Below are 25,366 nucleotides of genomic sequence, written 5' to 3'. Positions count from 1 at the left end.
TCAAGCCAGCAGCTTGCGCTCGGTCTTGCCGTACTTGATCGACTTCTCGTCCGGGATCATCAGGCCCGTGTGCTCGTCGCGGCCCTGCAGCAGGAAGCGCGCGTCCGACTGGCCGATCTGTTCGGCCGCGAGTTTGCTGTCCGCGCCGATCTCGCCCTTCTTCATCCGGTTGACGATCACGCCGGCCGCGGTGTCCTTGAAGTCGCGCAGCATCCACGCGTCGCCGTCGCTGTCGCCGAACACCAGCAGCGGGCCGTAGCCCTTCTTCGACGCGAGGACGTTGCGGATGCCCACCGTCTTGCCGGGCCCCCAGTTGAAATGCCAGCCGGCCGGATACGTGCTCGTGTACTTGCCGTCCCGCATGTCGAGACGCAAGCCGATCACGTTCCCGGGCGGCACGCCGTAGCCATAGTTCGGATTGCCTGCGAACACACGCACGACATCGTCGAGCGATGCCGTGCTGACGTACACGTCGATGCCGTTCGCGCGCAGCGTATGCATCACCGCGCGGATTTCCTCATGTATGCGAATGCCGTGGAAATGCGTGTCGGCCACCACGCCGGCCTTGCCCGGCAGCGTCTTCGGGCTTTCGTAGCGAACCTTGCGCAACGCGTCGCCGATGCCGTAGTTGTTCGACGCTTCCGCCATCGCCTGCAACTCGGCGGTCGTCATATTCTTGTAGAAGTAGATGATCCACTTGTAGCCGATCTCGAGCGGATGCGTGTCGCAGATCGCGTCGTACATGAAGTACAGCTTCGCGCGGAAATCCTTGAACTGATCGGTCTCGCGAATCTCGTCGAGGCTCTTGTCGCCGCCGAATCCCTGGTAGTTCGCGTAGAGCCAGCGATAGTCGGATTCGATGTCGGCCGCGAGGTCTTCCATCGTCACCGGCTTGCCGTCAACCGTCGCGTAGTCCTTCATGAAGGCGCCCTTCGGCACGTCCTTCCACATCACGTCGACGAATTCGGCCGGCGTCAGCTTGTACTGCAGATGGTTGATCTGGTACATCAGCAGCGCCTCTTCGCAGTCGTTCATGATGCACGTGTTGTCCCAGTCGAACACCGCGTACGGGCGGCGCTTGTCGTCGTAGTGCGCGCTCGCGACGCCATGCTGGTCGAGCACCGCCTGCAGGCGCGCGGCGTTGAACGGCGACCAGCGGCCCGGGTCCAGCGCATCCGGCACGGCTGCGCTCTTCGCGCCGGCCGTGCCGGCCTTGAGCATCAGCGATGTCGCGGCGGTCGCCGCGGCAAGGGTATTCATGAACTGGCGGCGTTGCATGGTCTCTCTCCCTGGAAATGTCGAATCGGTTTCAGTCGCTATCCCGCGCGGCTCACCGCGCACCGGCCGCCGATCGGCGCGGCGAAGCCGGGACGGCTCCGAACCGGGGGCGAATGATGTGACGAAATTATTTCGGCAATTTGACAGCGTCACGTCGCGACACGACGGGGAGTTGATCCGGCGCGACATGTCGCGCCGTCGCAAGGCGGCGGCGCGCGTGGCCATCCGGGCCGGCGCCGGCAGACGGCTCGTGACGATCCCGGCCAGTGCCTCCGACCCGGACAGGTGCGCAGGGGGCCGTCCGGCCCAACTTCCGGAAATCTAGAGTTTCCACTCCACTTCGGCCCTTCATTAGGACAAATCCTCATCTCCGGGGGCTGGCGCGCGTCCCGGAACCGTCTATGATCATTACATTATTCAATGACACATTAAATGCTGACTGAATAACCCGTGGCGGCGACGCCGACGGGCGCATTCCGGATCAGCGCCCCCAACGGAGACGCATCATGGCCGACCACCACCCGCTGCCGGAAGTCCACCTCGACGAGCTGCCGCAATTCCGTGCGGTCCAGCAGCTGGCGTACCGCTGCGTCGAAACCGTCGGCGCGATGCTCTACCCCGGCATCACCGAAAAGGAAGCCGCGCGCCTGCTGACCGAATGGCTGCAGGACAACGGCGTGCATGACTGGCTGCACAAGCCGTTCGCGTGGTTCGGCGACCGCACCGCGTTCGAGGGCTTCTCAGGCCTCAAGCACATGGGCGGCTTCAATCTCGCGTTCTTCCCGAGCAACCGGCAGCTCGAAACCGACATGCCGGTGATCCTCGACGTCGCGCCGGTGCTCGACGGCATCGTGGCCGACGTCGGCTACGCGCACTGCCTCGGCCGCAACCCGATCCTCGACCAGCTGCAGGACGACCTGATGGACCATCGCGACATGATCGTGCGGCTCGTGAAGGCACGCCGGCCGATGGCCGAAGTCGCGCAGGAAGTCGACGCGCTGTGCCGCCGCCAGGGCGTCGAGCCGCGCCACAAGGCCTATCCGTTCAAGGTGCTCGCGCATCGCGTCGCGAAGATCCACAAGCTGTCGAAGCCGCGCTTCGTCGCGCGCTTCGGGCTGAACGCGACGCGCAACCTGCTGCTCGACCAGGGCCGCGCGGCGAAACAGCAAGGCTGGTCGCCGCTGTGGTCGATCGACCGCCGCTCCGAGCATGCGCCGGTGCCGGGCCTGTGGGCCGTCGAGCCGCATCTCGGCTTCGCCGGCGTCGGCGCGAAATTCGAAGAGCTGCTCGTCATCACCGAAGACGACGCGTACTGGCTCGACGAAGACCTGCCGCACGTGCGCCGCTGGCAGCGCCGCCAGGCCGAGCGCACCCAGGCCGTCGCGACCGTGCCGGCCGCCGCCTGACCCGAACGCGCCCTTCCTTCCGACTCCCTGAACGACGGACTCACGATGCAGCCTCTTTCCGACGAAGCGCCGCTGGCCCTGTTCGAATCGGTTCATAGCGAAACGGCGGTCGCCTCCGGCGACCTGACGCTCGCGGTCAAGACCTGGGGCGACCCGGCCCGCTCGCCGGTCGTGCTCGTGCACGGCTATCCCGACGACAGCAGCGTCTGGCGGCACGTCGCGCCGCTGCTCGCGCGCAAGCACTACGTGATCGCATACGACGTGCGCGGCGCGGGCCTGTCCGGCGTGCCGAAGCGCACGGCCGACTACCACCTCGCGAAGCTGACCGACGACTTCGTCGCGGTGATCGACGCGCTCTGCCCCGGCCGCGCCGTGCACCTGGTCGCGCACGACTGGGGCTCGATCCAGGGTTGGGAATTCGTCACCGATCCGCGCCTCGCCGGCCGCATCGCGTCGTACACGTCGTGCTCCGGGCCGTGCCTCGACCATGTCGGCTTCTGGCTGCGCGAACGCGTGCTGCGCCCGACGGCCGCGTCGTTGGCCAAGCTCGGCGGCCAGCTCGTGCGGTCGTGGTACGTGTACCTGTTCCACCTGCCGTTCATCCCCGAGCTCGGCTGGCGGCTGTGGCTCGGCCGCGCGTGGCCCCGCCTGCTGCGCCGGCTCGAGAAAACGCCCGCCGCGCCGCGCCCGACGCAGGCCGACGACGGCGCGCGCGGCGTGCGCCTCTATCGCGCGAACTTCATCCGCTGCCTGTTCGCGCCGCGCGAACGCTACGCGCATGCGCCGGTGCAGACGATCGTGCCGCTCGGCGACAAATACGTGAGCCCGGCACTGTCCGAGAACCTGTCGCGCTGGGTGCCGCAGTACTACCGCCGTGAAGTCGCGGCCGGCCACTGGCTGCCGCTCGCCGATCCGACACGCTTCGCGGCGCTCGCCGGGCAACTGATCGACGCGGTCGAATCGCGCAACGAACCGCCCGCGCTCGCGAACGCGCGCCGCCGCGCCACGAGCGGCCGCTTCAGCGGCAAGGTCGCGGTGGTGACCGGCGCAGGCAGCGGCATCGGCCGCTGCGCGGCGCTCGCGTTCGCCCGCGAAGGCGCGACGATCGTCGCGTGCGACATCGATCTCGCGAGCGCCGAACGCACCGCGCTGCTGATCGGGCTCACCGGTGCGCAAGCGCACGCGAAGCGCGTCGACGTCGGGTCCGCCGATGAAATGGAAGCACTGGCGACGTGGGTCGGCAGCGAACTCGGCGGCGCGGACGTCGTGATCAACAACGCGGGCATCGGCATGGCCGGCGGCATCCTCGACACGAGCACGCGGCACTGGGAGCGCATCCTGCACGTGAACCTGTGGGGCGTGATCCACGGCTCGCGGCTGTTCGCGCAGCAGATGGCCGCGCGCGGCAGCGGCGGGCACATCGTCAACACCGCATCGGCCGCCGCATTCGGGCCATCGCGCGACCTGCCCGCGTATGCGACGACGAAGGCCGCCGTGCTGATGCTCAGCGAATGCATGCGCGCGGAACTCGCGGAAAAAGGCATCGGCGTGACGGCCGTGTGCCCCGGCTTCGCGGAGACCGGAATCATGGCGTCGACGCAATACGCGGGCGCCAACGCACAGGATGAAGCGCGGCTGCGCAAGCGCGCGACGAAGCTGTACCAGATGCGCGGCCTGAAACCCGAAACCGTCGCACAGGCGATGGTCGACGGCGTGCTGCGCAACCGCCCCGTCGTCGCGGTCGGCGGCGAGGCGCACGCGATGCGCTTCGTCGGCCGCTTCATGCCGTGGCTCGGCCAGATGATCGCCCGCGTCAGCATGGCATCGCATTGACGGCGCACGACGCCGCACAGGGAGACACAGATGACCGATACCGCCGACTATCACAAGATCAAGGCCCGGCACGTGAAGTTCGACTTCAGCGACACGCCGATTACCTGGGTGCCGAACGACCCGGGCAGCACGCACATCATCAACACGCTGAACCTGCTGTTCCCGGAAGGCGAGCTGTGGTTCTGCCGCGTGTACAACAAGGCGTTGCCGCTGATCACCGATGCGCGGCTGCGCGACGAGGCCGAAGGTTTCCTTCGGCAGGAAGCCGTGCATTCGCGTTCGCACGGCGGCGTGCTCAAGCACTACTACGACCGGCACGGGATCGACACGAAACCGTTCACGCAGAAGCTCAATCGCCTCTTCACGCGCGTGCTCGGCGAACAGCCGCTCGGGCTGAAGATCGGCCACACGCGCTTCTGGCTGCGCCAGCAGCTCGCGGTGATCGCGTCGCTCGAGCATTTCTTCGGCTATCTCGGCAACTGGGTGCTCAATGCGCACGGGCTCGACGAAGGAAAGGCCGACCCGACGATGGTCGACCTGCTGCGCTGGCACGGCGCGGAGGAAGTCGAGCACCGCACGGTCGCGTTCGACATCTACCGGCACCTGGGCGGCACCTATCCGGAGCGCTGCGTGCACATGGCGTTCGTGATCCTGCTGCTGCTCTACTACATCACGACGGGCGCGAAGTTCATGTACCGGCGCGACCCGGCCGCCGGCCGCTACCCGGGGTTCGTGCTCGCGTGGTGGCAAGGCTCGCGGCGCGGGCACCTGCCGTCGTTCTGGAAGGTGATCGGCGCGGCGCTGCGCTATTTCAAGCCGAGCTATACGCCGCACCACGAAGGCTCGACCGAACAGGCGCTCGCCTATCTCGCCCGCTCGCCGGCCGCGCAGGCGGCCGCGCACGGCGGCAACTGGGGTACGACGAAGGGCGCCTGACCGGGTTTCCTGCCGGCTCGGCGGGCGGCGCCCGCCGAAATGCGTACAATCGCGGCTTCAATTTCCCGGAGGTGCCGCGATGGCCATGAAGAAAACCGATCTCGAAAAGAACAAGGCGCTCAAGCTGACGCACGCGATGAAGCAGTCAGGCTCCGCGCGTTTCGGCAAGGGTGCCGAAGACACCGCCAAGCTCGACCGCCGCGCGCAGCGCAAGCTCGACCAGGAACAGGGCCTCGTGCCGTTCGCCTGCAAGCTCAACGCAGAACTCGTCGAACAGCTCAAGGCACGTGCGGCCACGCACCCGGAAGGGATGACGGGCCTGCTGTCCGAACTGCTCGTGAACGGGCTCGCGCAACGCGACGCGTGACCGCCACGTATCTCGAAATATCCGTTGACATCGCTGCGCTGCCACGACACACTCATTCGCATGCCTATGCTCAAGCCAGTCGCCATCGCGAATAAAAACCGAGTGAACGCCCATGCGTGGCGGTCACCGGAGGCGCTTGTGCGTTAGCATCGAGATTCAGTTGCGCATGTCACAAGGCCTCGCCGGAAACGGATGAGGCCTTTTTGTTTTGGTGCGCGTCATCCCGCCCGGCTCAACGGATGGAGATGACGATGGACCAAGCAAGCCGGCTGGTTGTCTGCCCCGATCGGTGCCGCACCGATGCGATCGCATTGCCGCGGGTCGTGATGCAATTCACGGTCGCGCCGCGCAAGACGCTGACATGGTGCGCGCAAAACGACGCCGAGATCCGCGTGCACGACGCGACGCTGTGGGTCACGCGGCTGGGCAGCGTCGACGATTACTGGATACGAACCGGCGACGTGCTGCGCGTGCGGCGCGGCGATCGCATCTGGATGAGCACCGACGACGACCGTCCGGCCGAAGCATCGATCACGACCGCGTACGCGACGAGTCGCGGCGCGTGGCTCGCGCATATGCTCGCGCGAATGCGCAGCTTGCTACCTGAACGAAGTCGAAGTCGATCATGACGAACGCGCCGCTACGCACGCCATACGGGTACGCAGCGGCGCCACGAAATGCCGGGCGCGCTCGTCGATGCATCGCGCCCGCCTATCCCGAAAATTATCGTTGACAACGCCGTTCCACGCAGACAAACTCGTTCGCATGCCTACGTACACGCTCATCGCCGCCGCGATTCATTTCTCGATGAACATTCGAAAGAATGGTTCACGGGAGGCGCGTGTGCGTTAGCAGTCGAGCAGTACCGCATGTCACACAAGGCCTCACCGGAAACGGATGAGGCCTTTTTGTTCTGGTGCGCGTCATCCGTCCGGCTCACTGAATGGAGAAGACGATGGACCAGGCAAGCCCGCTGTTTGACCGTTCCGATCGGCGCTGCGCCGGCACGATCGCGTTACCGACTGTCGTGATCCGTTTCCCGGTCGCGCCGCGTACGGCGCTGACGTGGCGCGCGCCGCGGGACGCGGAACTCCGCGTGTATGGCGCGGCGCTGTGGGTCACGCGCCCGCCGTGCGTCGACGACTACTGGGTGCAGCCCGGCGACGTGCTGCGCATCGCACGCGGCGAGCGCATCTGGCTCGGCACCGACGCCGACCGGTCGGCCGAAGCCACGCTCACGACGGCATACGTGCGCCGCGGCGAGCGCTTGCGGCGCATGCTCGCGCAAGTGCAACGTTTGCTCTTCGGGGCAGGGAGAACGAGTGGATGAGCGACGCGCTGTCAGGCACGCGAGACGCGGAACGGCCGCGACCGAAAACGGACGCACCCGCGGCGTAACGCGCCGCAGGTGCGCATCGAATGACGCGGCACGCCGGTGCGTGCCGCGACCGATCGCGCGCCGTGCGCAGCGACGGGATGCAGCAGGTGCATCAGGTGCTGGCGGCGAGACGCGGGCCCGTGCTTCGTGGAGTGGACTCGAGGTCGGGACGTTGCGATGCCTGCGAGGTCACCCACGGATCGATGCCCTGCTTCTGCACCTCTTCCAGGAATGACACACGTGTGCGCCAGTAATCCGCTTGTAATTTCGCGTCGATGACGCGCTGTTCGGCAGCGAACAGTTCCATGCGCGCCGTCACGAGCATCGACGCAGCGGTTTTTTCCGGCGTGGGGGCGTGTCGCATCGCCCAACGGCTGATCCAGTTCAACATGCTGACCTCCGTGATTACGGACGAACCCGCATCGGGCAATCGCAAGCGGCCGTGCCTGCCCGAACACGCAACGGCCTTGACCGCACTTCACCGCCCGGCCTGCACGGACTGCGACTCCCCCGCGTCGGCAATTACCAGCCGGCGTGTGCATGCGCGGTGTATCTATCCTAGAAAGACTTGCCGGTTTATGCGATGGGGTCTTGCAATCTTTTACACAGAAACCACAGTCGCCCCCCGCATCACGAAATGACAGTTGCGGGCGGGACGGCTTCGGCGCACGATAGCCCGATCTCTGCACGCGGCTGGACTGACGAATGGCCGCCGCACGCCGCGGCCGGGCATCCGTACCGGCCGCGCACGTGCATTCGCGCACCCGCGCTGCCTGCACCGCGTTCGTGCAGCATGCGGGCGCTCCGTTTCAGTCCGATGTCATCCCGTACCGGCCACGCGCGATACACCGCGCGTGCCGTCTTGCATGCCGTTGCGCGCGCATCGGCCGGCGTGGTTCGCGCATCCCGCTCCCGTTTCAGCCATTTCTTCCGGCCCGCTCCGCCCGAACCGGTAAAATGCGCGCCTTCGTCGCGCGGCCGGGCTGCCCGACCGTTCGCGCGCAGGCAGCCGATCGATCTGTCGATCGTGCCCTCCAACTATATCGTCCGAGCTATCCGCGCTATTACAATCCGCCGATAGCCGGGCAATAGTGGCTGGTTACAGTACGCCGGCCGCGCTGCCTTTACAACAATTCGGCACAACAAGCAACACGACAACCGACCGGAGAAACGCCTTCATGGAATCCATCAAGCGGTATTTCGGCTTCGCTGAAGCCGGCACCGACTTCCGCACCGAAATACTCGCGGGCGTCACCACGTTCCTGACGATGGCCTACATCATCTTCGTCAACCCCGCGATCCTCGGCGACGCCGGCATGCCGAAGGAATCCGTGTTCGTCGCGACCTGCCTCGTCGCGGCGCTGGCGTCGCTCATCATGGGGCTGTACGCGAACTACCCGATCGCATGCGCGCCCGGCATGGGCCTGAACGCGTATTTCGCGTACACGGTCGTCAAGGGGATGGGCTTCACGTGGCAGGCCGCGCTCGGCGCGGTGTTCATTTCCGGCTGCCTGTTCCTGCTCGTCACGCTGTTCCGCGTACGAGAGGCGATCGTCAACGGCATTCCGAAATCGCTGCGGATCTCGATCACCGCCGGTATCGGCCTGTTCCTCGGCATCATCTCGCTGAAGACGTCGGGCGTGATCGTCGGCAGCCCGGCCACGCTCGTCACGCTGGGCGACCTGCACAAGCACGACACGATCCTCGCGATCGTCGGCTTCTTCACGATCGTCACGCTCGACCACCTGCGCGTGCGCGGCGCGATCCTGATCGGCATCATCGGCGTCACGATCCTGTCGTTCTTCTTCGGCGACAACCAGTTCCACGGCGTGTTCTCGGCGCCGCCGTCGATCGACGCGACGCTGTTCAAGCTCGACATCGGCGCCGCACTGTCGACCGGCATCATCAACGTGATCCTCGTGTTCTTCCTCGTCGAGCTGTTCGATGCGACGGGCACGCTGATGGGCGTCGCGAACCGCGCGGGCCTGCTCGTCGAAGGCAAGATGAACCGCCTGAACAAGGCGCTGCTCGCCGACAGCACGGCGATCGTCGCGGGCTCGGTGCTCGGCACGTCGTCGACCACCGCGTATATCGAAAGCGCATCGGGCGTGCAGGCCGGCGGCCGCACGGGCGTGACGGCCATCACCGTCGCGGTGCTGTTCCTCGCGTGCCTGTTCATCGCGCCGCTCGCCGGCGTCGTGCCGGCATACGCGACGGCACCGGCACTGCTGTACGTGTCGTGCCTGATGCTACGCGAGATGGTCGAGGTGCCGTGGGACGATGCAACGGAAGCCGTGCCGGCCGCGCTGACCGCGCTGCTGATGCCGTTCACGTACTCGATCGCGAACGGCGTGGCATTCGGCTTCATCGCGTACGGCGGCCTCAAGCTGCTGACCGGCCAGGCCCGCTCGGTCAAGCCGATCGTGTGGCTCATCGCCGCCGTGTTCCTGTTCCGCTTCTTCTATCTCGGCAGCGAATGACGGCGGCGCTTCGGCGCGCTGCATGATGCACGATGAAAAAACGCCACCTTCGGGTGGCGTTTCCGTTTTCGGACGATTCTTCTGCGATCCTGAAGAAGCGACACGCACGGCGATACCGACGCTCGGGCAATCCGGTGCGGCCCGCATACGAAAATGCCGCCCGGCCCCGCCGAACGGCATTGCGTGCAAGGCAACGTCTCCGCGTGCGCAGCGTTCAGCGACGTGTGCCGCAAGACGAGCGTCGTGTCGTCAGCGCCAGTTGGCCTCGTAGAAGCGGACGTAGCCGCTGCGCAGCGTCACGCATTGCGCGCGCGTCTCCGACAGCAGGCGCCGTGCAGCCGCCTCGATACGGTCGCGGTGCTGGTCGAACGCGCCGACCATGTCCTCGAAGCGCGGCGACGCCGCGCCGAAGTGATCTTCCAGCGCCTCGGCGGTGATCTGACATTGGACGCGCTCGCCATTGACCAACGCCGTGAACGCCAGCATCAAGTCGCGCCCCGAATACTCGGGCTTCTCGTTCGTGAAATGGATCTGCATTGGGAGCCGCCTCGACCGGTAGAAAACGAATGACCGCGTCCGTCGTCCGCTACCGGCCGGACGAAGTGTACGCGGGCTCGCCGGCGGAGGCACGGCCCGCGGGGATAGGCGCGGACAATGCATGCCGGTTGATTTCCACTTTAGACGGTTTCGCGCAGGAGACAAATTTTCCGGCGTGCGTCGTTCCGACGCGCATTTCATCTGATCATGCGCGGCATCCGGCACCCTTTCGGAAACGGCGTCAGTGAGGGTCGTTCGGCCAGACGTTGAGCGCGATGGCAGCAGTCGTGGCGCCCACCGCGATCGCGGCCGCCCCGTATCGCACCGCATCGGTCAGATCGAACAGCAGCCCGTGGATCGCCACAGCGATGCCGCCCAGCATGATGAAGGTGGCGATGGCCGCCAGCACGACTCTCAGTTCCGTCCGAACCATGATGCGTCTCCCGAACGGATGCATGTCGCGTCGCATGCATGTTGCGATGCGGAACACGGCGCGTGCGTGCTCCATTTCCATCATTGCAGGCGGGCATTTAAAAGCAAGGGGATTTTGTTCGCGGTCGCGCTTCGTACGCGGCGCTTGTATGATGATGCGTACCCGGATGGTTGCCGGTCGCACACCGATGGTGCGCCGCACGCGAAGGCGGAAATCCGTCGAGGATTTCAGGCGTTGGCGTGCACCGGATCGGCCGATTTCGAGGAGCATGGGGCCTGAGTGAGCGTTGAAATGCTGACCGGGCTCGACCGCGAAGCATGGGACAGCAGTAGGCGCTGAAGTGCTGACTGCTGTCGATCGCGAAGCATGGGACAGCAGTAAGCGCTAAAGTGCTGACTGCTGTCGACCGCGAAGCATGGGGTCCCAGTAAGCGCTGAAGCGCCAACTGGGACCGACCGCGAAGCATGGGACCCGAGTAAGCGCTAAAGCGCTAACTCGGGTCGACAGGAGACAAGTCATGCCGCAACCCTTCGTGCTGCCCGCCACCGCGGGTCGCACCGACCTGCTCGCGCAGGCGCATGCGCGTTCGACCGCGGTCGGCCTGCGTGCGCACGAACGCCCGGATTTCTCGCCGCTGTCGCGCGTCGCACTGCGCGAACTGCTCGACACGAATCACGCACTGTTCTCGCACGCGCGCCCGGTGATGGAGAACCTCCACGCGCAGATCGCCGACACGCAAAGCCTCGTGCTGCTGACCGACGCCGACGGCGTGATCCTGCACAGCATCGGCGACGCGGACTTCATCGAGAAAGCCAACCGCGTCGCGCTGTGCACCGGCGTGTCGTGGGCGGAAGGCGCACGCGGCACCAACGCGATCGGCACCGCGCTCGCATCGGGCCAGGCCGTCGCCGTGCATGGGTCCGAACACTTCCTGCGCGCCAATCACATCCTCACCTGCTCGTGCGCACCGATCTTCGACCCGTTCGGCCGCACGCTCGGCACGCTCGACGTCAGCGGCGACCCGCGCGGCTCGAGCCCGCATACGCTCGCGCTCGTGCGGATGTCCGCGCAACTGATCGAGAACCACCTGTTCGCGAACCAGTGCGCGGAAGCGTTGCGGCTGCGCTTTCATGCGCACGAGGAATGCGTCGATTCGCTGTTCGCCGGGCTTGTCGCATTCGGCCCCGACGGCGGGCTGATCGCCGCGAACCGCAGCGCACAATTCCAGCTCGGCGCATCGTTCGACGCACTGCAGCATCAGGCCAGCGACGCGCTGTTCGGCATGCGCTTCGGCCAGCTCGCGCAACAGGCGGCACGCGCGCCCGGTGCGATGTTCCGCCTCACGCTGTCGACCGGCGTACGCGTGCTGGCGCGCTGCGAATTCGCGGAAGCGCACAAGACCACCGTCGCCGTGACGCCGCCCGCGCCCGCCGCACGGGTGCGCACGCCGGACCCCGACACAATCACGTTCGCGACGCTCGACACGGGCGACGCGCGCATGGCCGCCGTGCTCGAACGCGTCGCGAAGATCCGCGGGCGCGACCTGCCGCTGCTGATCCTCGGCCAGACCGGCACCGGCAAGGAATGGCTCGCGCGCGCCCTGCACCAGGCATCGCCGCGCGCGGACGGCCCGTTCGTCGCGGTCAACTGCGCGGCGCTGCCCGATTCGCTGATCGAGGCCGAGCTGTTCGGTTACGAGGACGGCGCATTCACCGGCGCACGCAAGCGCGGCAGCCCCGGCAAGATCGTGCAGGCCGACGGCGGCACGCTGTTTCTCGACGAAATCGGCGACATGCCGCTCGCGCAGCAGGTCCGGCTGATGCGTGTGCTGCAGGAACGCGCGGTGATGCCGCTCGGTGGCGCACGCGCGGTGCCGGTCGACGTGCGCGTGGTCTGCGCGACCCACCGCGACCTGCGCGCGATGATCGCGGAAGGCACGTTCCGCGAAGACCTGTTCTACCGGATCAACGGGCTCGCGGTCACGCTGCCGGCGCTTGCCGCCCGCACCGACCTGCCCGCGCTCGTCGAGCGGATTCTCGCGCGGCTCGCGCGCAGCGAACCGATGCCGCGCCGCATCGCGGCCGACGTGCTCGACGCGTTCACGCGCCACCGCTGGCCCGGCAACCTGCGCCAGATGACCAACGTGCTGCGCACGGCCGGCATGCTCGCGGAAGACGAAGCGGAAATCACGCTCGCCCATTTGCCCGACGATTTCTGGCTCGATTGCGACGACGCACCGGCGGCGCCCAATGCAACGCCGGCCGCATCGGCCGGCACGCGCGAAGGCACGACGCTGCAAAGCCATCAGGCCGCGGTGATCGATGCCGTGCTCGCGCGGCATGGCGGCAACGTGTCGGCGGCCGCGCGCGAGCTCGGTCTCGCCCGCAATACCGTGTACCGGCACCTGCGCCGGCATTGACGCCGGCGGCCGGCCGGCGCCGGCCGCCGGCACGTTCGGGTATGCTTGGCGCGTTGCCGCCGAACCGCCGCCCGTCCCTGCCTCCGCCATGACCGACCCGGAACACCTTCCCCTCGTGCGCATCGAGCCGCTCGGCGCGACCTTCGATGCGCCCGATTCGCTGACGCTGCTCGAAGCTGCCGCGTTCGCGCACGTGTCGCTGCCGCGTTCGTGCCGCAACGGCACGTGCCGAAGCTGCCTTTGCCGGATCGTCAGCGGCAGCGTACGCTACACGATCGAATGGCCGGGGCTGAGCCGCGAGGAAAAGGCCGACGGCTATACGCTGCCGTGCGTGGCCGTCGCGACGTCGGACCTCGTGCTCGACGTGCCCGACGCGGTCATGCTCGACTAAACGCGGCGCGCGCTTGCGCGGGCCGTCCGGCAAAGGTTGATCCTGAGTGGAGAACGTCATGACCCAGCAAACCGATCGCATCGAAAAACAGGCCCAGCTCAACGCATCGCCCGACCGCGTATGGGAAGCCGTCAGCAATTCCGGCGAGTTCGGCCAGTGGTTCGGCGTCACGTTCGACGGGCCGTTCGCGGCCGGCCAGCCGCTGTTCGGCCGCATCACGCCGACGCGTGTCGACGACGACGTCGCCAAGGCACAGGAGCCCTATGCGGGCACTGTGTTCGAAATCGTCGTCGATCGCATCGAGCCGAAGCAACTGTTCTCGTTTCGCTGGCATCCGTTCGCGATCGATCCGAATTTTGATTACTCGTCCGAGCCGATGACGCTCGTCACGTTCGCGCTCGCCGCGCAGGCTGGCGGCACGCTGCTCACGGTCACCGAAACGGGCTTCGATCAGTTGTTCGAAGCGCGCCGCGCGAAGGCACGCGAGATGAACGACCAGGGCTGGGCCGCGCAGATGATGCTGATCACGAAATACCTGGCGAAGCACGCGTAGCGCGCCGCCACGCCGCACGTCCGGGCCGACATGCGCATCGACGTGCGTGGCATAATCCGCTCCATCGTCGCCTGTACGTCGCCGCACATCGCATGCTGAGTCGTCGCCTCCGGAAGATCGGCAGTCTGCTCGGGATGCTCGCCATCCTGATGACGGCGCTCGCGCCGACGATCTCGCAGGCACTGACGACGCAGCAGCGTGTCGATACGCTGCTGGCCGGCTACTGCACGGCCGCGCCGGCCACCGGCGAGCGCGCCGCCGATTCGTCACGGAAGAGCCTGACGGCCCACCTCCAGGCATGCGGCTATTGCAGCCTGCTTGCTCACACACCTGCACTGCCCGCGCCCGAACTGACGTTCGCGGCCAACGTGCACGTCATTCAGCATCGCGAAGCGACCCGCTTCGACAGCCTGCGCCGCGCGCTGCCGCTCACGGCCGCGCAACCGCGCGCCCCTCCGATCGCGTCCTGATTCGTCGTCAATGCCCGTGATGCCATAAAGCATTGCGTGGCCCGCGCACGCCGCCGGCGTGCGCGGCCTGTCACGTTTCGAAGGACGATCATGTGTCACCGTATTGCGCGCGGCGTCGTGCCGTGCGTGCGGCTGGCTGCTTCCGGTTCGTACTGTCGCGCCGACATTCGCTCGCGGGCGAGCGTCCGGCCGCACACGTTCGCGCTGGTGCCGGCCGCCACCGGTGCTGCTGAGAGGGTGCTCATGCATCCGTCCGTCGAATCCGTGTCGCTCCATCCGATTCGCTATTCGCACACTCGATCATGAATACCACCTCTTTCATTCGCGGCGCGCTCGCCGCGCTCGGCTTCGTCGTCTTCCAGGCCGCCCAGGCCCACGCGCTCCCGAAGACGCAGACACCCGCCGCCGACGCCACGCTTTCGGTCGCGCCGCACGCGGTCACGATCGGTTTCAGCGAAGCGCTCGAGCCCGCTTTCAGCTCGATCGCCGTCACCGACAGCCGTGGGCAATCGGTCGTCGACGGGAAATCGTCCGTCGATGCAGGCAACCGGAAACGCATGCAGGTCGCGTTGACCAATCTGACGGCCGGTACGTATACGGTCGCGTGGATCGCGGTGGCCAGCGACGGCCATCGCACTCAAGGCCACTACGCGTTCACGCTGAAATGATGTCCGCGATGCGCATCGGCGTTCCGCACCGGTCGCGTCGCCCCCTTTCCCGCTGCATCTACCCATCAGGAAAACCACCCATGAAGCGCTCGATTCCGACCGGCCTGCTGTTCGCACTGCTGGCGCTGCAAGCCTCCGCCACGTTCGCCGCGCCGGCCGTGCAGGCAGAAAACTGCTGGATTCGCGCGATGCCGGCAACCGTGCCGTCATCCGGCTACTTCACGCTGAAGAACGACGGCGACGCGCCCGTCACGCTGACGGGCCTCGACTCGCCCGCGTACGGGATGGCGATGCTGCACGAAACGCAAACGAGCGGCAGCACCGCGAAGATGGTCCATGTCGACGCCGTCGAAGTGCCCGCGCACGGCACGGTGACCTTCAAGCCGAAGAGCTATCACGTGATGCTGGAGCAACCGCGCCAGGCCGTCGCGCCCGGCGCGAAGGTGCCGTTCCGGCTGCATTTCGCGGACGGCTCGACGGTGTCCGTGACCTGCGACGCCAAGGCGCCGACCTACGCCGGCCAGTAACGTCCACCGCCCCCGATCGAAGGAGATGCACATGAAACATCGCCTGCCGCTGGCCGACCTGATCGTCCGCTACCGGACGCCGCTGAACGTCGCCGTGATGATCGTCTGCGGCATATGGGCCGGGTGGATCGCGTGGATGACGCGGCCCGCCGCGATCGATACGCCGCCGTCGATCCCGGCGTACTGCATGCGCGACGCAAGCTGACGCACCGCGACGGTACGGTTCCGGCGCAAGCCTGCGCCAATTATTGGCGTGGCATCATCGGTTCATCCCGACCGCCGGAACCGCCTCTCGGAGCGCCGCATGTCCATTCAGACCTGGATGCTGTTTGCCGCAGCCTATCTCGCCACGACGCTGTCGCCGGGGCCGAACGTGCTGCTCGTCATCCGCAACACGGTGCGCTACGGCACGCACGGCACGGCCGCGACGATCGCGGGCAACCTCGTCGCGCAAGGGGTGGTCGTTGTACTCGTCGCGCTCGGCGTCGGCGCGGTGCTGGCCGCGATGCCGCCGCTGTTCGTCGCGATGAAGGTGGTCGGTGCCGCGTACCTGATGTTCCTGGGTGTCCGGCAGTTGCGCGGCGACCGCAAGGCCGCCGCTACGACCGGGGAAGCGGAAATCGCCGCGCCCGACCGCGGGAAACTGTTCCGCGAAGCGTTGTTCGTATCGGGCAGCAATCCGAAGACGATGATTTTCCTGTCGGCGTTCATGCCGCAGTTCATCGTGCACGACCGCCCGCTCGCGCTGCAATTCGTCGTGATGTACGCGACGATCGCGTGCACGGTGGTGATCATTCACAGCGTCTATTCGGCCGGCGTGCGCCGGTTCCATCGCGGCTTCGGCATGAGCCGCGCGGTGCGTGCGCTCAAGCGTGCGAGCGGGCTGCTGTTCGTCGGACTCGGGATCAGACTGCTGACTGCGCGGCAGGCCTAAGCTGACGCGCGCCCGTCAGCGCGTGTGTGCGGCCAGCTCGGCCGCGATCTCGCCGAACGACGGCCGCGCATCGATTGCTTCGTTCAGGCAGGCCACCGCGAGCGTATCGAGCGCGTGTCTGCCAGCCGACGTGCGCGGCTCGCATCGCTCGAGCAACTCGCCGAGCAGATAGCCGAACGCCCGCACCTCGAGCCGTTCGAACCCGGCAGCGCGCGTGCGATCGGTCGCATCGTAGAGCGACGCCGCGCCGAAATCCCCGAGCAGCGCGCCGCCGGCGCCGTCGTGCAGGATGTTGTGCGCATACAGGTCGCCATGCATGATGCCGCGTGCGTGCAGATGGCCTGCCACCGACGCGATGCCATGCGCGATCCGCACCGCCTCCACCGGCGTGAATCTCGCGTCGGCCGCATACACGTCGCGCGTGCAGGTCGCGAAGCTCGGTGGCCCGGCGAGGTTCGTGAGCGCGGGATCGACCAGTTCCATCACGAGGCCGTGCGTGCCGTCCGGATGCCCGCTTACCTTGCCGATCACCGGAATCATGTTCGGGTGGCGGCCGGCGTGCAGGCACGCGGCCATTTCGCAATCGGGCAGGCCGTCGCTCGTCACCGCGCCCTTGAACAGCTTGACCGCGACCGCCCGTGACGGATGCCCGTCCACACGCCACTGCGCGCGGTAAATGACGCCCGACGCACCCTCGCCCAGCTTCTGCTCGCATGCCAGCGATGCCCAGTCGACGTCCGCGACCTCGGGCCCGGCCGACGCAGCGGCTTCCGGCGCGGCGCCGAACGGGTTGCCTGCGGTGGCGAGCCATGCGAGGCGCGGCAGGCGCAGCAACCAGTCGGGCAGCGCGTCCAGCCGGTTCGCTGACAGCCGCACCAGTTCGAGCGCGCGGCATGCGGCCATCTCCGCCGGCAGCGCGCGCAGCCGGTTGCCCGCGAGCATCAGCTTCTGCAGCCGCGAGCAATCGCCGATATCGGCCGGCAGTGCGTCGATTGCGTTGTCGGTGAGGATCAGCCAGCGCAGCGCGCGCGGCAGCGACCCGCTCGGCACCGTTTGAATCCGGTTCGCCTTGAAGCCGATCATGTCGAGTTGCCCGCACGCGCCGAGCACATCGGGGAACGCGGTGAAGCGGTTGCCGGACGCGAACAGGATGCGCAGGCGGTGCAGCCGCGGCAGGTCGTCCGGCAGCGCGGAGAGCGCATTGCCGGTCAGGTCGAGCACTTCGAGCGTGTCGGCAAGATCGAAGATCGCGCGCGGGAATTCCGTCAACCCGCACGCGAGCTTGAGTTGCCGTGCGCCGGCAAGTTGCCCGGCCTGCAGTTGTTCGAGGGTGTGTGTCACGCGGAGAAAACGGGTGGCGGTTGCGACGATCGTCGGGTCGATCGCCCGAATTCTACCGGGATCGCCTGCGTGCATGCCTTCAATGTGTCACACCCCCTTCACAAACGCGCAACGTCGCGTTAGAATTGCGCCCCTTGCAGTGCCGACGTGGTGAAATTGGTAGACACGCTATCTTGAGGGGGTAGTGGCGAAAGCTGTGCGAGTTCGAGTCTCGCCGTCGGCACCAGATGCGGTTTCCCCGCATGCACCGCAATTCCGGAAACCCGCGACAGCATGACGCTTCGCGGGTTTTTTGTTTTTTGATGTTCGGCCACGGCAGGTAGTCGCCGGAAAAAGTGCCTGGGCAATTTCACCCGCCGTTGTCTCGTCACCTTCGCAATGTCGGGCTGTCGCATCCATCCCTGTCGATCAGACGGCGCCCGGCCTCAGTCGAAGACTGTTCAGGAATGTGTCCCACACTTGCAGCGCACCAGCCTCGTCCACCGGCGACGTTGCTTCATCCCGCGTCAAATCGGGCGTCCTTGCGCCGAGTATCAACTGAATGGCGGTATGGGGTTTCGCCAGCGTGCTCGGATCGCCCGGTGCAAGCAGGTAGAAGCGATACGAGGTGATGTCGCCGTCGTTCAGTTCGAACAACACTTCTTCGGCGTCCATTCCCGCCACCGTGCGCTTGCCTTTCCGCACGATGCGGTAGCTGCCGTTTGACAGCCGGTTAAGTTGTGACCGCAGTTCGGGCAGTGTCCTGGTCAGCGGTGATTTCTGATCCACGTCCACCGCATCGCGCATATGGATCACCAGCAGCGCCGGACGACCCGGCATCAGTGCGAACGACTGAGACACTTCCTCTGTAGAAGTCGACGAACCCGTGGCAATCCCGCCGTCGAAGCAGAATCCCGATTCGGTCGGCACCGACCAGTTATCACGCGCCTTGATCCGGCGATAGATGCCGTTGTAGATATCTTCTGCCTGATCAATTGCCGTCGACCCGATACTGCCGGTTGTATGAAATAGCGTTCTATTTTCGTAGATATACCCTTCGGCGTCGAATGGCAGGGCAACGCCTTCCGTGTACGCCGTCTGGTAAATGAATACCCTGGATTCACCCGTCGGCGCGAACGATTTTTCCAGCCATACGCGAGACAAAGATTCGTTTCCGCTGCCCGGGTCGAAGCGCTTCCTTGTCTTGAGTTTCTTCTCCAGCTCCGCAACCTTTGCCTGATACGTCGCAGGCGATACGTTGTATTGCGTCTCCATTTTCTCGCCTTGAAACTCGTACCGCTCATTCGTGATTGCGCTTGCCGCTGGCCGGTCGAACACGAAGCGGCCGACGCACCACGGACGCAGGTTGGACAACACAGGATTGGAGACCGTCAGCTCCTCGGCGAACGCGATCGAGCAGGCATAGACGCTCGCCGCCAACAACAGAAATCGTCCCACTCGTGTCAGCATTTTGGTTCCGGTGCGTCGATTGCGATTTGCACGATACTGTAGAGCAACGCACGAAGAATATCTCATTCTAAATACGCGGCTCGTTTGCCGTGCCGCGTCAATTCGACGGCTGAATGATCAAATAGGCAATTTCAGGAAAATGACAAACGGAGGCAAGCAGTTGCTCCGGTAACGACACGGGCCTGATCGTGGTCGTCGATAGTCGTGCAACCCGGCATCGGCTTCATCGCGGCCTCGATAAGCCGCGCAAACGGCAGGATCGATTCACTGCCGAGCCGTACACGCTGCAACGCCGCACCGATGAGGGCGACCGGCGTTGCAACGGTGGAAACATCGCATTCGTCACTCACGACACCAGCGCATCCTCCCCCTTCACCGCATACGCCGCCTCCCGCCGCCGCAACCGCATCGCGATCAACGCGGCCAGCACCGCCAGCGCCACACCGGCAAGAAACCCGCCCGTATAACCCACCTTCGCGGTCAGCGACAAAATCGTCGACGACGCGATCAGCTCGCCGAGGTCGCGCGTGCTCTGCACGGCCGTCACGTCGGTGCCGGCCTGATCGCTGCCGCCCGCGAAGCGCATGCCGGCCGTCATGATCGACACCGACGTGATCCCGGTCGCCAGCGAACCGAGCACCGTGCACAGCCATGCCCACGACGACGACACCGGCAGCCATCCGCTCGCCTGCGCGAACCACAGCAGCGCGGCCGCGCCCGCACAGCTCACGCCGGCCGTAAACGCAGGCCACAACCCGAGCCGCCTGACGAGCCACGCACCGCCGCCGCAACCGAGCACGACCGTCACGATGCCGCCGGCCATCCCGAGCTTCCCGATCGCGTCGAGCGTCCAGCCCGCGTCGTTGAGAAACAGTTTCGACAGGCCGAAGCCCGATACGGCCGTCATCGCCGACAGAAGCGCCAACGACAGCAGCGACCACGAACGCGGCCGCTTCGCGAAGCGCACGAGGCTCGCGTTGTGTTCGGCTTGCACACGTGCACGGTCCGCATCGCGCGGCAGCACCCACAGCACGCACGCGAGGCTCGCGAGCGGCACGGCGGCCAGCGCGAGAAACGCGGCACGCTGCCCGAACAGGCCGATCAGCGTCAACGTGCCGGCACCGCCGCCGAAGAAGCCGATCATCACGCCCGCGATCTGGATCGCGTTGATCTTCGCGAGCGTGTCGCCGCTGAAGTGCTCGGCGGCCATTCCGTCGTTCGCGATGTCCTGCGTCGCGCTCGCCAGCGACGCGACGGCCAGCAGGCCGACCGCCCACCCGGCCGTCGCGACCGTCATGCCGATCTGCGCGAGGCTGCCGAGGCACACCACGACGAGCGTCTGCATCGGCAGCATCCAGCTGCGCCGCCGGCCGATGCGCGGCGACCAGCGGTTGTCGACGACGGGCGCCCACAGGAATTTCACGACCCACGGCAAACCGACGAGCGGCAGGAACGCCAGTGCGTGAAGCGGCGCGCCGTCATGGCGCAGCAGGGTCGGCATCGCGTCCATCGCAATGCCGATCGGGATTCCCTGTGACAGGTAAAGCAGCGTGATCGTGATGACCAGGCGGCGATGTTCGAGCAGATCGCGCATCGAAGTCTCCAGTTGCATGAAATTAAAAAGGTTCGGCGCCGGCCGGCATGCGCGCGGTCCGCATCGCATCACGGCGCGGACGGCGCGCGGCACGCAACAGCAATGCGCCGAATGCGACGAGTGCCACGTCGATCGGCCAGTACACGGGTTCGCCCGCGCCAAGCAGCGCAATCGCGCAGTGCGTCACACCGGCCAGCCCGTACGCGGTGCCGGCCGCACGCCTCAGCCTGCGCAGCCAGGCCGCGCGATCGGCCACGCAGGCCGCCAGCGCGACCGCGCCGCCCCACACGGCCCAGAACAGCATCGCGAGCAGATGGTCGACGTGCACGCCATCGGGCAACGCACGCCCGGCGAGCAGCAGCACGCCGCCCGCGAGCACGAGCCCGCCGCAGGTGCCGACGGCGACCGCGGCCAGCATGTTCGCGGAACGATCCTGCTGCGCGCGCCGCCGCTCGATCCACAGATGCAGCCCCGTCGCGCACAGCACGCATGCGGCAAGCCCCATCAGGAAATGCACGACGCGCAGCACGCCGCCCATCGCCCCCACCCAGCCGTATTGCGCAAAGTGCAGCGGCTGCACCGCGATGAACGTGCGCAGCCAGAAGCCTCGGCCGCGCGAGGTGGCGTCCGCGAGCCAGTGCCCGTCCGCCGCGCGATACAGGTGACGCTCGAACACCGCCGTACTCGGCAGGCCGACTGTCGTGCCGGCAATCTCGACGCGCGCATTCGCATCGCCCCAGCCATGCAGCACGACCGCTTCGGGCCGGAAATCCGGCATGCGCGCCGCGTCGCGCCACAGCAGCACATCGAGATCGGGCGCGCGTTGCCACGCGCCGCCGGCTGCTGCAGGCGGCGGCCCGCCGAGCAGTTCGGCGAACGCGCGCTGCGGCTGCCCCGGATACGCGACGCCCGCGAGCGACACCGTGCCGAGCGCGCCGAGCCCCGACAACGCGCCGGTGAACGCGAACAGCACGAGCCACGGCGAGCCCCACAGGCCGATCCACGCGTGCAGGTCGAACAGCGCGGCGCGCAATCCTTTGCCGCGCCGGATGCGCGCCGCGTCGGGCCAGCGCCGGTGATGCACGACCACGCCCGCAACGATGAGCACGAGCAGCACGATCCCCCACAGGCTCACGAAGATGCGCCCGGGAAAGCCCGCGAACAGCGTCTTGTGCAGCGTGACGAGCACCGCCGCGCGTCCGCTGTCGGCCAGCCGCTCGCCGGTCGCCGGGTCGAGCGCCAGCGTGCACGCCTGGCGCGCGTCGCAGAAACGGATCGCCGGATCGTCCGGTTGCGGCAGCACGATGCGCGCCTCGCGCAACGGCACGCCGAGCGCCGCCGCGCGCGCGACGAGTTCATTCAGCGGCAGCAACGGCCGCGCGACGGCGACCGACGATGGCCGCCACCAGCCCTGCATCGAATCGGTCGCGAGGCTCCACGTGCCGCTGAACAGCACGACGAACAGCACCACGCCGAACAGCGCACCGGCGCCGCGATGCAGCGCACGCCAGCGCGAACGCAATGAGGCGTCCATGTCAGCGCCCTCCCCACAGCAACGCGCATGGCACGAGCACCGCGAGCCATATGCAGGCACGCCACGCGGCCTGCCGCCGCCCGGGCGCGACGAGCACCCACAGCAGCGCGGCAACGCCCGCCGCAAGCGACAGCAGCACGGCCGCGTAGAGCCGGTTCAGGCCGTCGGCCGGGTAATGACGGGCCAGCGTGACCGCCAGCGCGACCGCGCCCGGCAGCACGCCGCCGATCGCCAGCGCCGCCCGCGTCCCCCAGCCGCCCGCCATCAGAACTGCCCGCGCACGGTCAGCATCACGTTGCGCGGTTCTCCGTAACGGTTGTTCCAGCCAGGCTGGCTCAGGCTCAGGTAGTACTTGCGGTCGAACAGGTTGTTGACGTTGACCGCCGCGCTCCAGTGCTTGTCGTAGCGGTAGCCGAGCCGCACGCTCGCGAGCGCGTAGCCGCCCTGGCTCAGCGTGACGCCGTTGGCCTGCGCCGAGTAACTGCTCTGCACCTGCACGCCGCCGCCGATGCTCCAGCGCCGCTCCTGCCACGGCAGGTCGTAGTTCGTCCACAGCCGGAACAGGTGGCGCGGGTTCAGCAGCGGCGCGAACGACGAGCCCGCGTTCGCGAGGTTGTCGGCGTAGCTCATCGTGTCGTACGTGTAGCTCGCCCATATGCTCCACCACGGCGTGATGTGGCCGTTCGCCTCGAATTCGAAGCCCTGGCTGCGCACGCTGCCGCCGTTCACGTAGTAGCAGTTCGGCCCCGCGCACGGATGCGCGAGATCGACCTGCGGGTTGTTGTCGAGGTCGATGCGGAACGCCGCGAGCGACACGTTCAGCTTGCCGCCCGCCAGTTCGCCCTTCACGCCCGTCTCGTAGGTGCGCCCCTTCACCGGCGTCAGGATGCCGCCGCCCCACATCGACTTGGTTTGCGGCTGGAACACTTCCGCGTAGCTCGCGTACCACGACCAGTCGCGCGCGAAATCCCAGATCAGCCCGCCGTACGGCGTGAACTGGTGGCCGGTGTTGTAGTGCGCGCCGAGGCTGTCCTGGTTCCACCAGCTCAGGCGGCCGCCGAGCACGAGCGTGACGGGTTCCGCGAGCTTGATGCGGCCAAGCCCGTACACGCCCTTCTGCGAAATGTCGTTCTGCTGCGACTGCTGGTACGGGCCGACATCCGGCTCGGGCACGCTGCTCGGGTTCCAGCGGTACACGTTCACCGGCGTGCCGACCACGTTGCCCTGCAATTGCGCCGACATCTGCCCGCTGCTGCTGTTCGCGTAGGTCACGCCGAACAGCAGGTCGTGCGTGAGACCGAACGCATGCACCGGGCCCTGCACGTTCGCATCGACGCTGCGGCTGTAGCTGCTGAACTGGTACGCGCCGCCCATGAGCGCACCGCCCGCGCCGGTCGCCGGATCGATCGCGCCGAACGAGCCCGCGTACTTCAGGTCCGAGCGCACGCTCTGGTATTCGCCGCTGACCTTCGCCTTCCAGCCGGCGCCGAGCTTCTGCTCAACCGACGCGAACGCGCGCGTCGTGTCCCAGTCGAAGTGGCCCCACGCGGTGTCGAGGAACGTCGAGCGCGACAGGCCGAGGCTCGAGCCGTCGCGGGCCATCGGCACGCCGGACATGTCGGGTATCGAACGCGTCGTCTGGTATTGCGCGCCGAACGTGAGCAGCGTGTCGCGCGTCACGTCGACTTCCGTGATCCCGTAGATCGAGCGCGTGTCCTGCTTCGCGTGGTCGTAGAAGAAATGGCGATCCTCGTATGCGGCGACGAGCCGGCTGCGCACGGTGCCGGCCGCATTGAGCGGGCCGCCGATGTCGGCTTCCGCGCGATAGCGGTCCCAGCTGCCGACGCTCACGCTCGCGTTCGCGGAAAACTGGTACTGCGGCCGCTTGCGCACGAGGTTGACCGTCGCGGCCGGGTTGCCCGAGCCGTGCAGCAGGCCGTTCGCGCCGCGCAGGATTTCCACGCGTTCGTATACGGAGATGTCCTGCGGCGCGCTCGCCATGTCGCCGATCACCACCGGCACGCCGTCGAATTCGAACGAATCGACCTTGAAGCCGCGCACGAAATATGCGGTGGTGAGCAGTACGTACGGCTGCACGGTCACGCCAGCCGATTGCTGCATCACCTCGTCGAGCGAGAACAGGTTCTGCTGGTCGATCCGCTCGCGCGTCGTCACGCTGACCGACTGCGGAATCTCCCTCAACGCCAGCGGCATCTTGCCGACCGTCGCCACCGACGGATCGTCGGCCACGCCTCGCGACGCGGTCACCGAAATCGCCTTCAGCTCGCCCGCGGCGGGCTTCGCGGCGGTCGCGTCCTCCTTCCGGACTTCCGCGCCGGCCGCCGACGCAGACGCCGACGCCGGCGCCGTCTCGGCGAACGCCGCCGCCGGATGCGCGGCGATCAGCAGGCCCAGATACAACGACGGACGCCAGCGCCCTCGCCCCACACGGGCGACGCGCGCGCCCTTCGACCTTGATCTCCCAGGTTCCAGCACCTCGTACCGCATTCACGCCCCCGTACTTGATAATAATTCTCATTATCAAATAGAACCGGTGGGCGATTTTTCGATCGAGGGGCTTTTCCTATCGATTCCGGGCATGCCGGATCGCATTGTTCACGTCAGTGTTCGGATTCGGCCGGCCGCGCTTGCGCGTCCAGATCGGCCGTCGGCGACGCGTCGGACGGCCGCCCGGCGCGGGCGAACGTCGCGTACCACGCGTCGGTCTCGACCAGCTGCGCGTGCGTGCCGGTCGCCCGCACCCGGCCCGCGTCGAGCACGACGATCGTGTCGGCGGCCGCCGCGAGCGCCGGCTGGTGCGTGACGACGACGCGCGTG

General features: G+C 67.0%; 28 protein-coding genes, 1 tRNA gene and 1 pseudogene. 16 read left to right on the top strand and 14 right to left on the bottom strand.

Features of this window, described 5'->3' with window-relative positions:
* On the bottom strand, positions 1 to 1,278 hold the full coding sequence (locus tag F3J15_RS27765) for a haloacid dehalogenase-like hydrolase (RefSeq protein ID WP_089448154.1): 1,278 nt from the start codon (positions 1,276 to 1,278) through the stop codon (positions 1 to 3).
* A 506-nt stretch (positions 1,279 to 1,784) separates the two neighbouring features.
* Between F3J15_RS27765 and F3J15_RS27760 the strand changes: the two genes are divergently transcribed.
* From F3J15_RS27760 to F3J15_RS27735, 6 genes are all read left to right on the top strand, one after another.
* Entirely contained in the window at positions 1,785 to 2,684 is a 900-nt protein-coding gene (locus F3J15_RS27760; protein ID WP_089485238.1) for a M24 family metallopeptidase, read from the top strand.
* A 45-nt stretch (positions 2,685 to 2,729) separates the two neighbouring features.
* Complete coding sequence (locus F3J15_RS27755; RefSeq protein ID WP_166895199.1) at positions 2,730 to 4,517, top strand: SDR family oxidoreductase; 1,788 nt, start codon at positions 2,730 to 2,732, stop codon at positions 4,515 to 4,517.
* A gap of 30 nt (positions 4,518 to 4,547) precedes the next feature.
* Positions 4,548 to 5,453 carry a metal-dependent hydrolase gene (locus F3J15_RS27750; protein ID WP_069252278.1) on the top strand — a complete coding sequence of 302 codons (906 nt, stop codon included), beginning with the start codon at positions 4,548 to 4,550 and terminating at the stop codon, positions 5,451 to 5,453.
* Positions 5,454 to 5,532: 79 nt separating this feature from the next.
* Positions 5,533 to 5,820, top strand: coding sequence for a hypothetical protein (locus F3J15_RS27745; protein WP_166895197.1), 288 nt, complete (start codon positions 5,533 to 5,535; stop codon positions 5,818 to 5,820).
* A gap of 251 nt (positions 5,821 to 6,071) precedes the next feature.
* Positions 6,072 to 6,449 carry a DUF2917 domain-containing protein gene (locus tag F3J15_RS27740; RefSeq protein ID WP_166895195.1) on the top strand — a complete coding sequence of 126 codons (378 nt, stop codon included), beginning with the start codon at positions 6,072 to 6,074 and terminating at the stop codon, positions 6,447 to 6,449.
* Positions 6,450 to 6,775: 326 nt separating this feature from the next.
* Entirely contained in the window at positions 6,776 to 7,150 is a 375-nt protein-coding gene (locus F3J15_RS27735; RefSeq protein WP_166895193.1) for a DUF2917 domain-containing protein, read from the top strand.
* A 160-nt stretch (positions 7,151 to 7,310) separates the two neighbouring features.
* Here the strand turns inward: F3J15_RS27735 and F3J15_RS27730 are convergent, their stop codons facing one another.
* Entirely contained in the window at positions 7,311 to 7,589 is a 279-nt protein-coding gene (locus tag F3J15_RS27730; RefSeq protein ID WP_089485234.1) for a hypothetical protein, read from the bottom strand.
* A gap of 239 nt (positions 7,590 to 7,828) precedes the next feature.
* A complete protein-coding gene (locus F3J15_RS37890) occupies positions 7,829 to 8,236 on the bottom strand; it encodes a hypothetical protein (RefSeq protein ID WP_240159217.1) in 408 nt (135 codons plus the stop codon).
* A gap of 140 nt (positions 8,237 to 8,376) precedes the next feature.
* Between F3J15_RS37890 and F3J15_RS27715 the strand changes: the two genes are divergently transcribed.
* On the top strand, positions 8,377 to 9,678 hold the full coding sequence (locus F3J15_RS27715; RefSeq protein WP_166895191.1) for an NCS2 family permease: 1,302 nt from the start codon (positions 8,377 to 8,379) through the stop codon (positions 9,676 to 9,678).
* A 249-nt stretch (positions 9,679 to 9,927) separates the two neighbouring features.
* On the opposite strand, the gene F3J15_RS27710 is transcribed toward F3J15_RS27715, so the two are convergent.
* Positions 9,928 to 10,215 (bottom strand): DUF1488 domain-containing protein, encoded by a 288-nt coding sequence (locus tag F3J15_RS27710; protein ID WP_011354308.1) that lies wholly within the window; start codon positions 10,213 to 10,215, stop codon positions 9,928 to 9,930.
* Between the two features lie 241 nt (positions 10,216 to 10,456).
* Entirely contained in the window at positions 10,457 to 10,732 is a 276-nt protein-coding gene (locus F3J15_RS38245; RefSeq protein WP_264163869.1) for a DUF2964 domain-containing protein, read from the bottom strand.
* 433 nt (positions 10,733 to 11,165) lie between these two features.
* On the opposite strand from F3J15_RS38245, the gene F3J15_RS27700 reads away from it, so the two are divergent.
* The 4 genes from F3J15_RS27700 to F3J15_RS27685 all read left to right on the top strand — a co-directional run bounded on the left by F3J15_RS27700 (position 11,166) and on the right by F3J15_RS27685 (position 14,481).
* Complete coding sequence (locus F3J15_RS27700) at positions 11,166 to 13,067, top strand: sigma-54-dependent Fis family transcriptional regulator (RefSeq protein ID WP_166895189.1); 1,902 nt, start codon at positions 11,166 to 11,168, stop codon at positions 13,065 to 13,067.
* An 88-nt stretch (positions 13,068 to 13,155) separates the two neighbouring features.
* On the top strand, positions 13,156 to 13,458 hold the full coding sequence (locus F3J15_RS27695) for a 2Fe-2S iron-sulfur cluster-binding protein (protein ID WP_089426933.1): 303 nt from the start codon (positions 13,156 to 13,158) through the stop codon (positions 13,456 to 13,458).
* A 58-nt stretch (positions 13,459 to 13,516) separates the two neighbouring features.
* On the top strand, positions 13,517 to 14,011 hold the full coding sequence (locus tag F3J15_RS27690) for an SRPBCC family protein (protein ID WP_166895187.1): 495 nt from the start codon (positions 13,517 to 13,519) through the stop codon (positions 14,009 to 14,011).
* 92 nt (positions 14,012 to 14,103) lie between these two features.
* Complete coding sequence (locus tag F3J15_RS27685) at positions 14,104 to 14,481, top strand: DUF2946 domain-containing protein (protein WP_166895185.1); 378 nt, start codon at positions 14,104 to 14,106, stop codon at positions 14,479 to 14,481.
* Between the two features lie 95 nt (positions 14,482 to 14,576).
* Here the strand turns inward: F3J15_RS27685 and F3J15_RS27680 are convergent, their stop codons facing one another.
* The gene (locus F3J15_RS27680) at positions 14,577 to 14,726 is read right to left on the bottom strand and encodes a hypothetical protein (RefSeq protein WP_166895183.1); all 150 of its coding nucleotides are present in this window, start codon (positions 14,724 to 14,726) and stop codon (positions 14,577 to 14,579) included.
* A 57-nt stretch (positions 14,727 to 14,783) separates the two neighbouring features.
* Here F3J15_RS27680 and copC point away from each other — a divergent pair, with 57 nt between their 5' ends.
* The 4 genes from copC to F3J15_RS27660 all read left to right on the top strand — a co-directional run bounded on the left by copC (position 14,784) and on the right by F3J15_RS27660 (position 16,610).
* Positions 14,784 to 15,149: a copper homeostasis periplasmic binding protein CopC gene (gene copC, locus F3J15_RS27675; protein WP_166895181.1), complete on the top strand. Its 366-nt coding sequence runs from the start codon at positions 14,784 to 14,786 to the stop codon at positions 15,147 to 15,149.
* Positions 15,150 to 15,229: 80 nt separating this feature from the next.
* Positions 15,230 to 15,676 (top strand): copper chaperone PCu(A)C, encoded by a 447-nt coding sequence (locus F3J15_RS27670; RefSeq protein WP_089485229.1) that lies wholly within the window; start codon positions 15,230 to 15,232, stop codon positions 15,674 to 15,676.
* A 31-nt stretch (positions 15,677 to 15,707) separates the two neighbouring features.
* Positions 15,708 to 15,881: a hypothetical protein gene (locus F3J15_RS27665; RefSeq protein ID WP_166895179.1), complete on the top strand. Its 174-nt coding sequence runs from the start codon at positions 15,708 to 15,710 to the stop codon at positions 15,879 to 15,881.
* Positions 15,882 to 15,980: 99 nt separating this feature from the next.
* Positions 15,981 to 16,610 carry a LysE family translocator gene (locus F3J15_RS27660; RefSeq protein ID WP_166895177.1) on the top strand — a complete coding sequence of 210 codons (630 nt, stop codon included), beginning with the start codon at positions 15,981 to 15,983 and terminating at the stop codon, positions 16,608 to 16,610.
* Positions 16,611 to 16,625: 15 nt separating this feature from the next.
* On the opposite strand, the gene F3J15_RS27655 is transcribed toward F3J15_RS27660, so the two are convergent.
* Entirely contained in the window at positions 16,626 to 17,951 is a 1,326-nt protein-coding gene (locus F3J15_RS27655) for a leucine-rich repeat-containing protein kinase family protein (protein WP_166895175.1), read from the bottom strand.
* A 141-nt stretch (positions 17,952 to 18,092) separates the two neighbouring features.
* Between F3J15_RS27655 and F3J15_RS27650 the strand changes: the two genes are divergently transcribed.
* Positions 18,093 to 18,177: transfer RNA gene (locus F3J15_RS27650), tRNA-Leu, on the top strand.
* A 182-nt stretch (positions 18,178 to 18,359) separates the two neighbouring features.
* Here F3J15_RS27650 and F3J15_RS27645 read toward each other — a convergent pair.
* The 7 genes and pseudogenes from F3J15_RS27645 to F3J15_RS27615 form a co-directional block, all read right to left on the bottom strand.
* Entirely contained in the window at positions 18,360 to 19,400 is a 1,041-nt protein-coding gene (locus tag F3J15_RS27645; RefSeq protein WP_166895173.1) for a T6SS immunity protein Tli4 family protein, read from the bottom strand.
* 131 nt (positions 19,401 to 19,531) lie between these two features.
* Positions 19,532 to 19,750: a hypothetical protein gene (locus F3J15_RS27640; protein ID WP_166895171.1), complete on the bottom strand. Its 219-nt coding sequence runs from the start codon at positions 19,748 to 19,750 to the stop codon at positions 19,532 to 19,534.
* Complete coding sequence (locus tag F3J15_RS27635; RefSeq protein WP_166895168.1) at positions 19,747 to 20,994, bottom strand: RhtX/FptX family siderophore transporter; 1,248 nt, start codon at positions 20,992 to 20,994, stop codon at positions 19,747 to 19,749. The genes F3J15_RS27640 and F3J15_RS27635 overlap by 4 nt, the downstream gene beginning before the upstream one ends.
* Before the next feature lie 22 nt (positions 20,995 to 21,016).
* Positions 21,017 to 22,528, bottom strand: coding sequence for a PepSY-associated TM helix domain-containing protein (locus F3J15_RS27630; RefSeq protein WP_166895166.1), 1,512 nt, complete (start codon positions 22,526 to 22,528; stop codon positions 21,017 to 21,019).
* A 1-nt stretch (position 22,529) separates the two neighbouring features.
* Positions 22,530 to 22,793, bottom strand: a complete 264-nt coding sequence (locus F3J15_RS27625; protein ID WP_069252291.1) for a hypothetical protein — start codon at positions 22,791 to 22,793, stop codon at positions 22,530 to 22,532.
* Entirely contained in the window at positions 22,793 to 24,937 is a 2,145-nt protein-coding gene (locus tag F3J15_RS27620) for a TonB-dependent siderophore receptor (RefSeq protein ID WP_205191030.1), read from the bottom strand. Before F3J15_RS27620 ends, F3J15_RS27625 begins: the two co-directional genes overlap by 1 nt.
* 212 nt (positions 24,938 to 25,149) lie before the next feature.
* A pseudogene (locus F3J15_RS27615) lies at positions 25,150 to 25,366 on the bottom strand (ABC transporter ATP-binding protein); the annotation flags it as partial.

The sequence above is a fragment of the Burkholderia sp. Ap-955 genome (genome assembly GCF_011753045.1).
Taxonomy (GTDB): Bacteria; Pseudomonadota; Gammaproteobacteria; order Burkholderiales; family Burkholderiaceae; genus Burkholderia; species Burkholderia lata_D.
This window is presented reverse-complemented; position numbering and strand designations above follow the sequence as displayed.

What these genes read in the sequence shown, in the direction of transcription:
- F3J15_RS27715 (WP_166895191.1), top strand. Translation starts at nt 8,377, where the DNA reads ATGGAATCCATCAAGCGGTATTTCGGCTTCGCTGAAGCCGGCACCGAC.
- F3J15_RS27630 (WP_166895166.1), bottom strand. Translation starts at nt 22,528, where the DNA reads ATGGACGCCTCATTGCGTTCGCGCTGGCGTGCGCTGCATCGCGGCGCC.
- F3J15_RS27625 (WP_069252291.1), bottom strand. Translation starts at nt 22,793, where the DNA reads ATGGCGGGCGGCTGGGGGACGCGGGCGGCGCTGGCGATCGGCGGCGTG.
- F3J15_RS27660 (WP_166895177.1), top strand. Translation starts at nt 15,981, where the DNA reads ATGTCCATTCAGACCTGGATGCTGTTTGCCGCAGCCTATCTCGCCACG.
- F3J15_RS27745 (WP_166895197.1), top strand. Translation starts at nt 5,533, where the DNA reads ATGGCCATGAAGAAAACCGATCTCGAAAAGAACAAGGCGCTCAAGCTG.
- F3J15_RS27695 (WP_089426933.1), top strand. Translation starts at nt 13,156, where the DNA reads ATGACCGACCCGGAACACCTTCCCCTCGTGCGCATCGAGCCGCTCGGC.
- F3J15_RS27755 (WP_166895199.1), top strand. Translation starts at nt 2,730, where the DNA reads ATGCAGCCTCTTTCCGACGAAGCGCCGCTGGCCCTGTTCGAATCGGTT.
- F3J15_RS27700 (WP_166895189.1), top strand. Translation starts at nt 11,166, where the DNA reads ATGCCGCAACCCTTCGTGCTGCCCGCCACCGCGGGTCGCACCGACCTG.
- F3J15_RS27635 (WP_166895168.1), bottom strand. Translation starts at nt 20,994, where the DNA reads ATGCGCGATCTGCTCGAACATCGCCGCCTGGTCATCACGATCACGCTG.
- F3J15_RS27735 (WP_166895193.1), top strand. Translation starts at nt 6,776, where the DNA reads ATGGACCAGGCAAGCCCGCTGTTTGACCGTTCCGATCGGCGCTGCGCC.
- F3J15_RS27730 (WP_089485234.1), bottom strand. Translation starts at nt 7,589, where the DNA reads ATGTTGAACTGGATCAGCCGTTGGGCGATGCGACACGCCCCCACGCCG.
- F3J15_RS27710 (WP_011354308.1), bottom strand. Translation starts at nt 10,215, where the DNA reads ATGCAGATCCATTTCACGAACGAGAAGCCCGAGTATTCGGGGCGCGAC.
- F3J15_RS27765 (WP_089448154.1), bottom strand. Translation starts at nt 1,278, where the DNA reads ATGCAACGCCGCCAGTTCATGAATACCCTTGCCGCGGCGACCGCCGCG.
- F3J15_RS27680 (WP_166895183.1), bottom strand. Translation starts at nt 14,726, where the DNA reads ATGAGCACCCTCTCAGCAGCACCGGTGGCGGCCGGCACCAGCGCGAAC.
- copC (WP_166895181.1), top strand. Translation starts at nt 14,784, where the DNA reads ATGAATACCACCTCTTTCATTCGCGGCGCGCTCGCCGCGCTCGGCTTC.
- F3J15_RS27685 (WP_166895185.1), top strand. Translation starts at nt 14,104, where the DNA reads ATGCTGAGTCGTCGCCTCCGGAAGATCGGCAGTCTGCTCGGGATGCTC.
- F3J15_RS27645 (WP_166895173.1), bottom strand. Translation starts at nt 19,400, where the DNA reads ATGCTGACACGAGTGGGACGATTTCTGTTGTTGGCGGCGAGCGTCTAT.
- F3J15_RS27760 (WP_089485238.1), top strand. Translation starts at nt 1,785, where the DNA reads ATGGCCGACCACCACCCGCTGCCGGAAGTCCACCTCGACGAGCTGCCG.
- F3J15_RS38245 (WP_264163869.1), bottom strand. Translation starts at nt 10,732, where the DNA reads ATGATGGAAATGGAGCACGCACGCGCCGTGTTCCGCATCGCAACATGC.
- F3J15_RS27690 (WP_166895187.1), top strand. Translation starts at nt 13,517, where the DNA reads ATGACCCAGCAAACCGATCGCATCGAAAAACAGGCCCAGCTCAACGCA.
- F3J15_RS27740 (WP_166895195.1), top strand. Translation starts at nt 6,072, where the DNA reads ATGGACCAAGCAAGCCGGCTGGTTGTCTGCCCCGATCGGTGCCGCACC.
- F3J15_RS27750 (WP_069252278.1), top strand. Translation starts at nt 4,548, where the DNA reads ATGACCGATACCGCCGACTATCACAAGATCAAGGCCCGGCACGTGAAG.
- F3J15_RS27670 (WP_089485229.1), top strand. Translation starts at nt 15,230, where the DNA reads ATGAAGCGCTCGATTCCGACCGGCCTGCTGTTCGCACTGCTGGCGCTG.
- F3J15_RS27665 (WP_166895179.1), top strand. Translation starts at nt 15,708, where the DNA reads ATGAAACATCGCCTGCCGCTGGCCGACCTGATCGTCCGCTACCGGACG.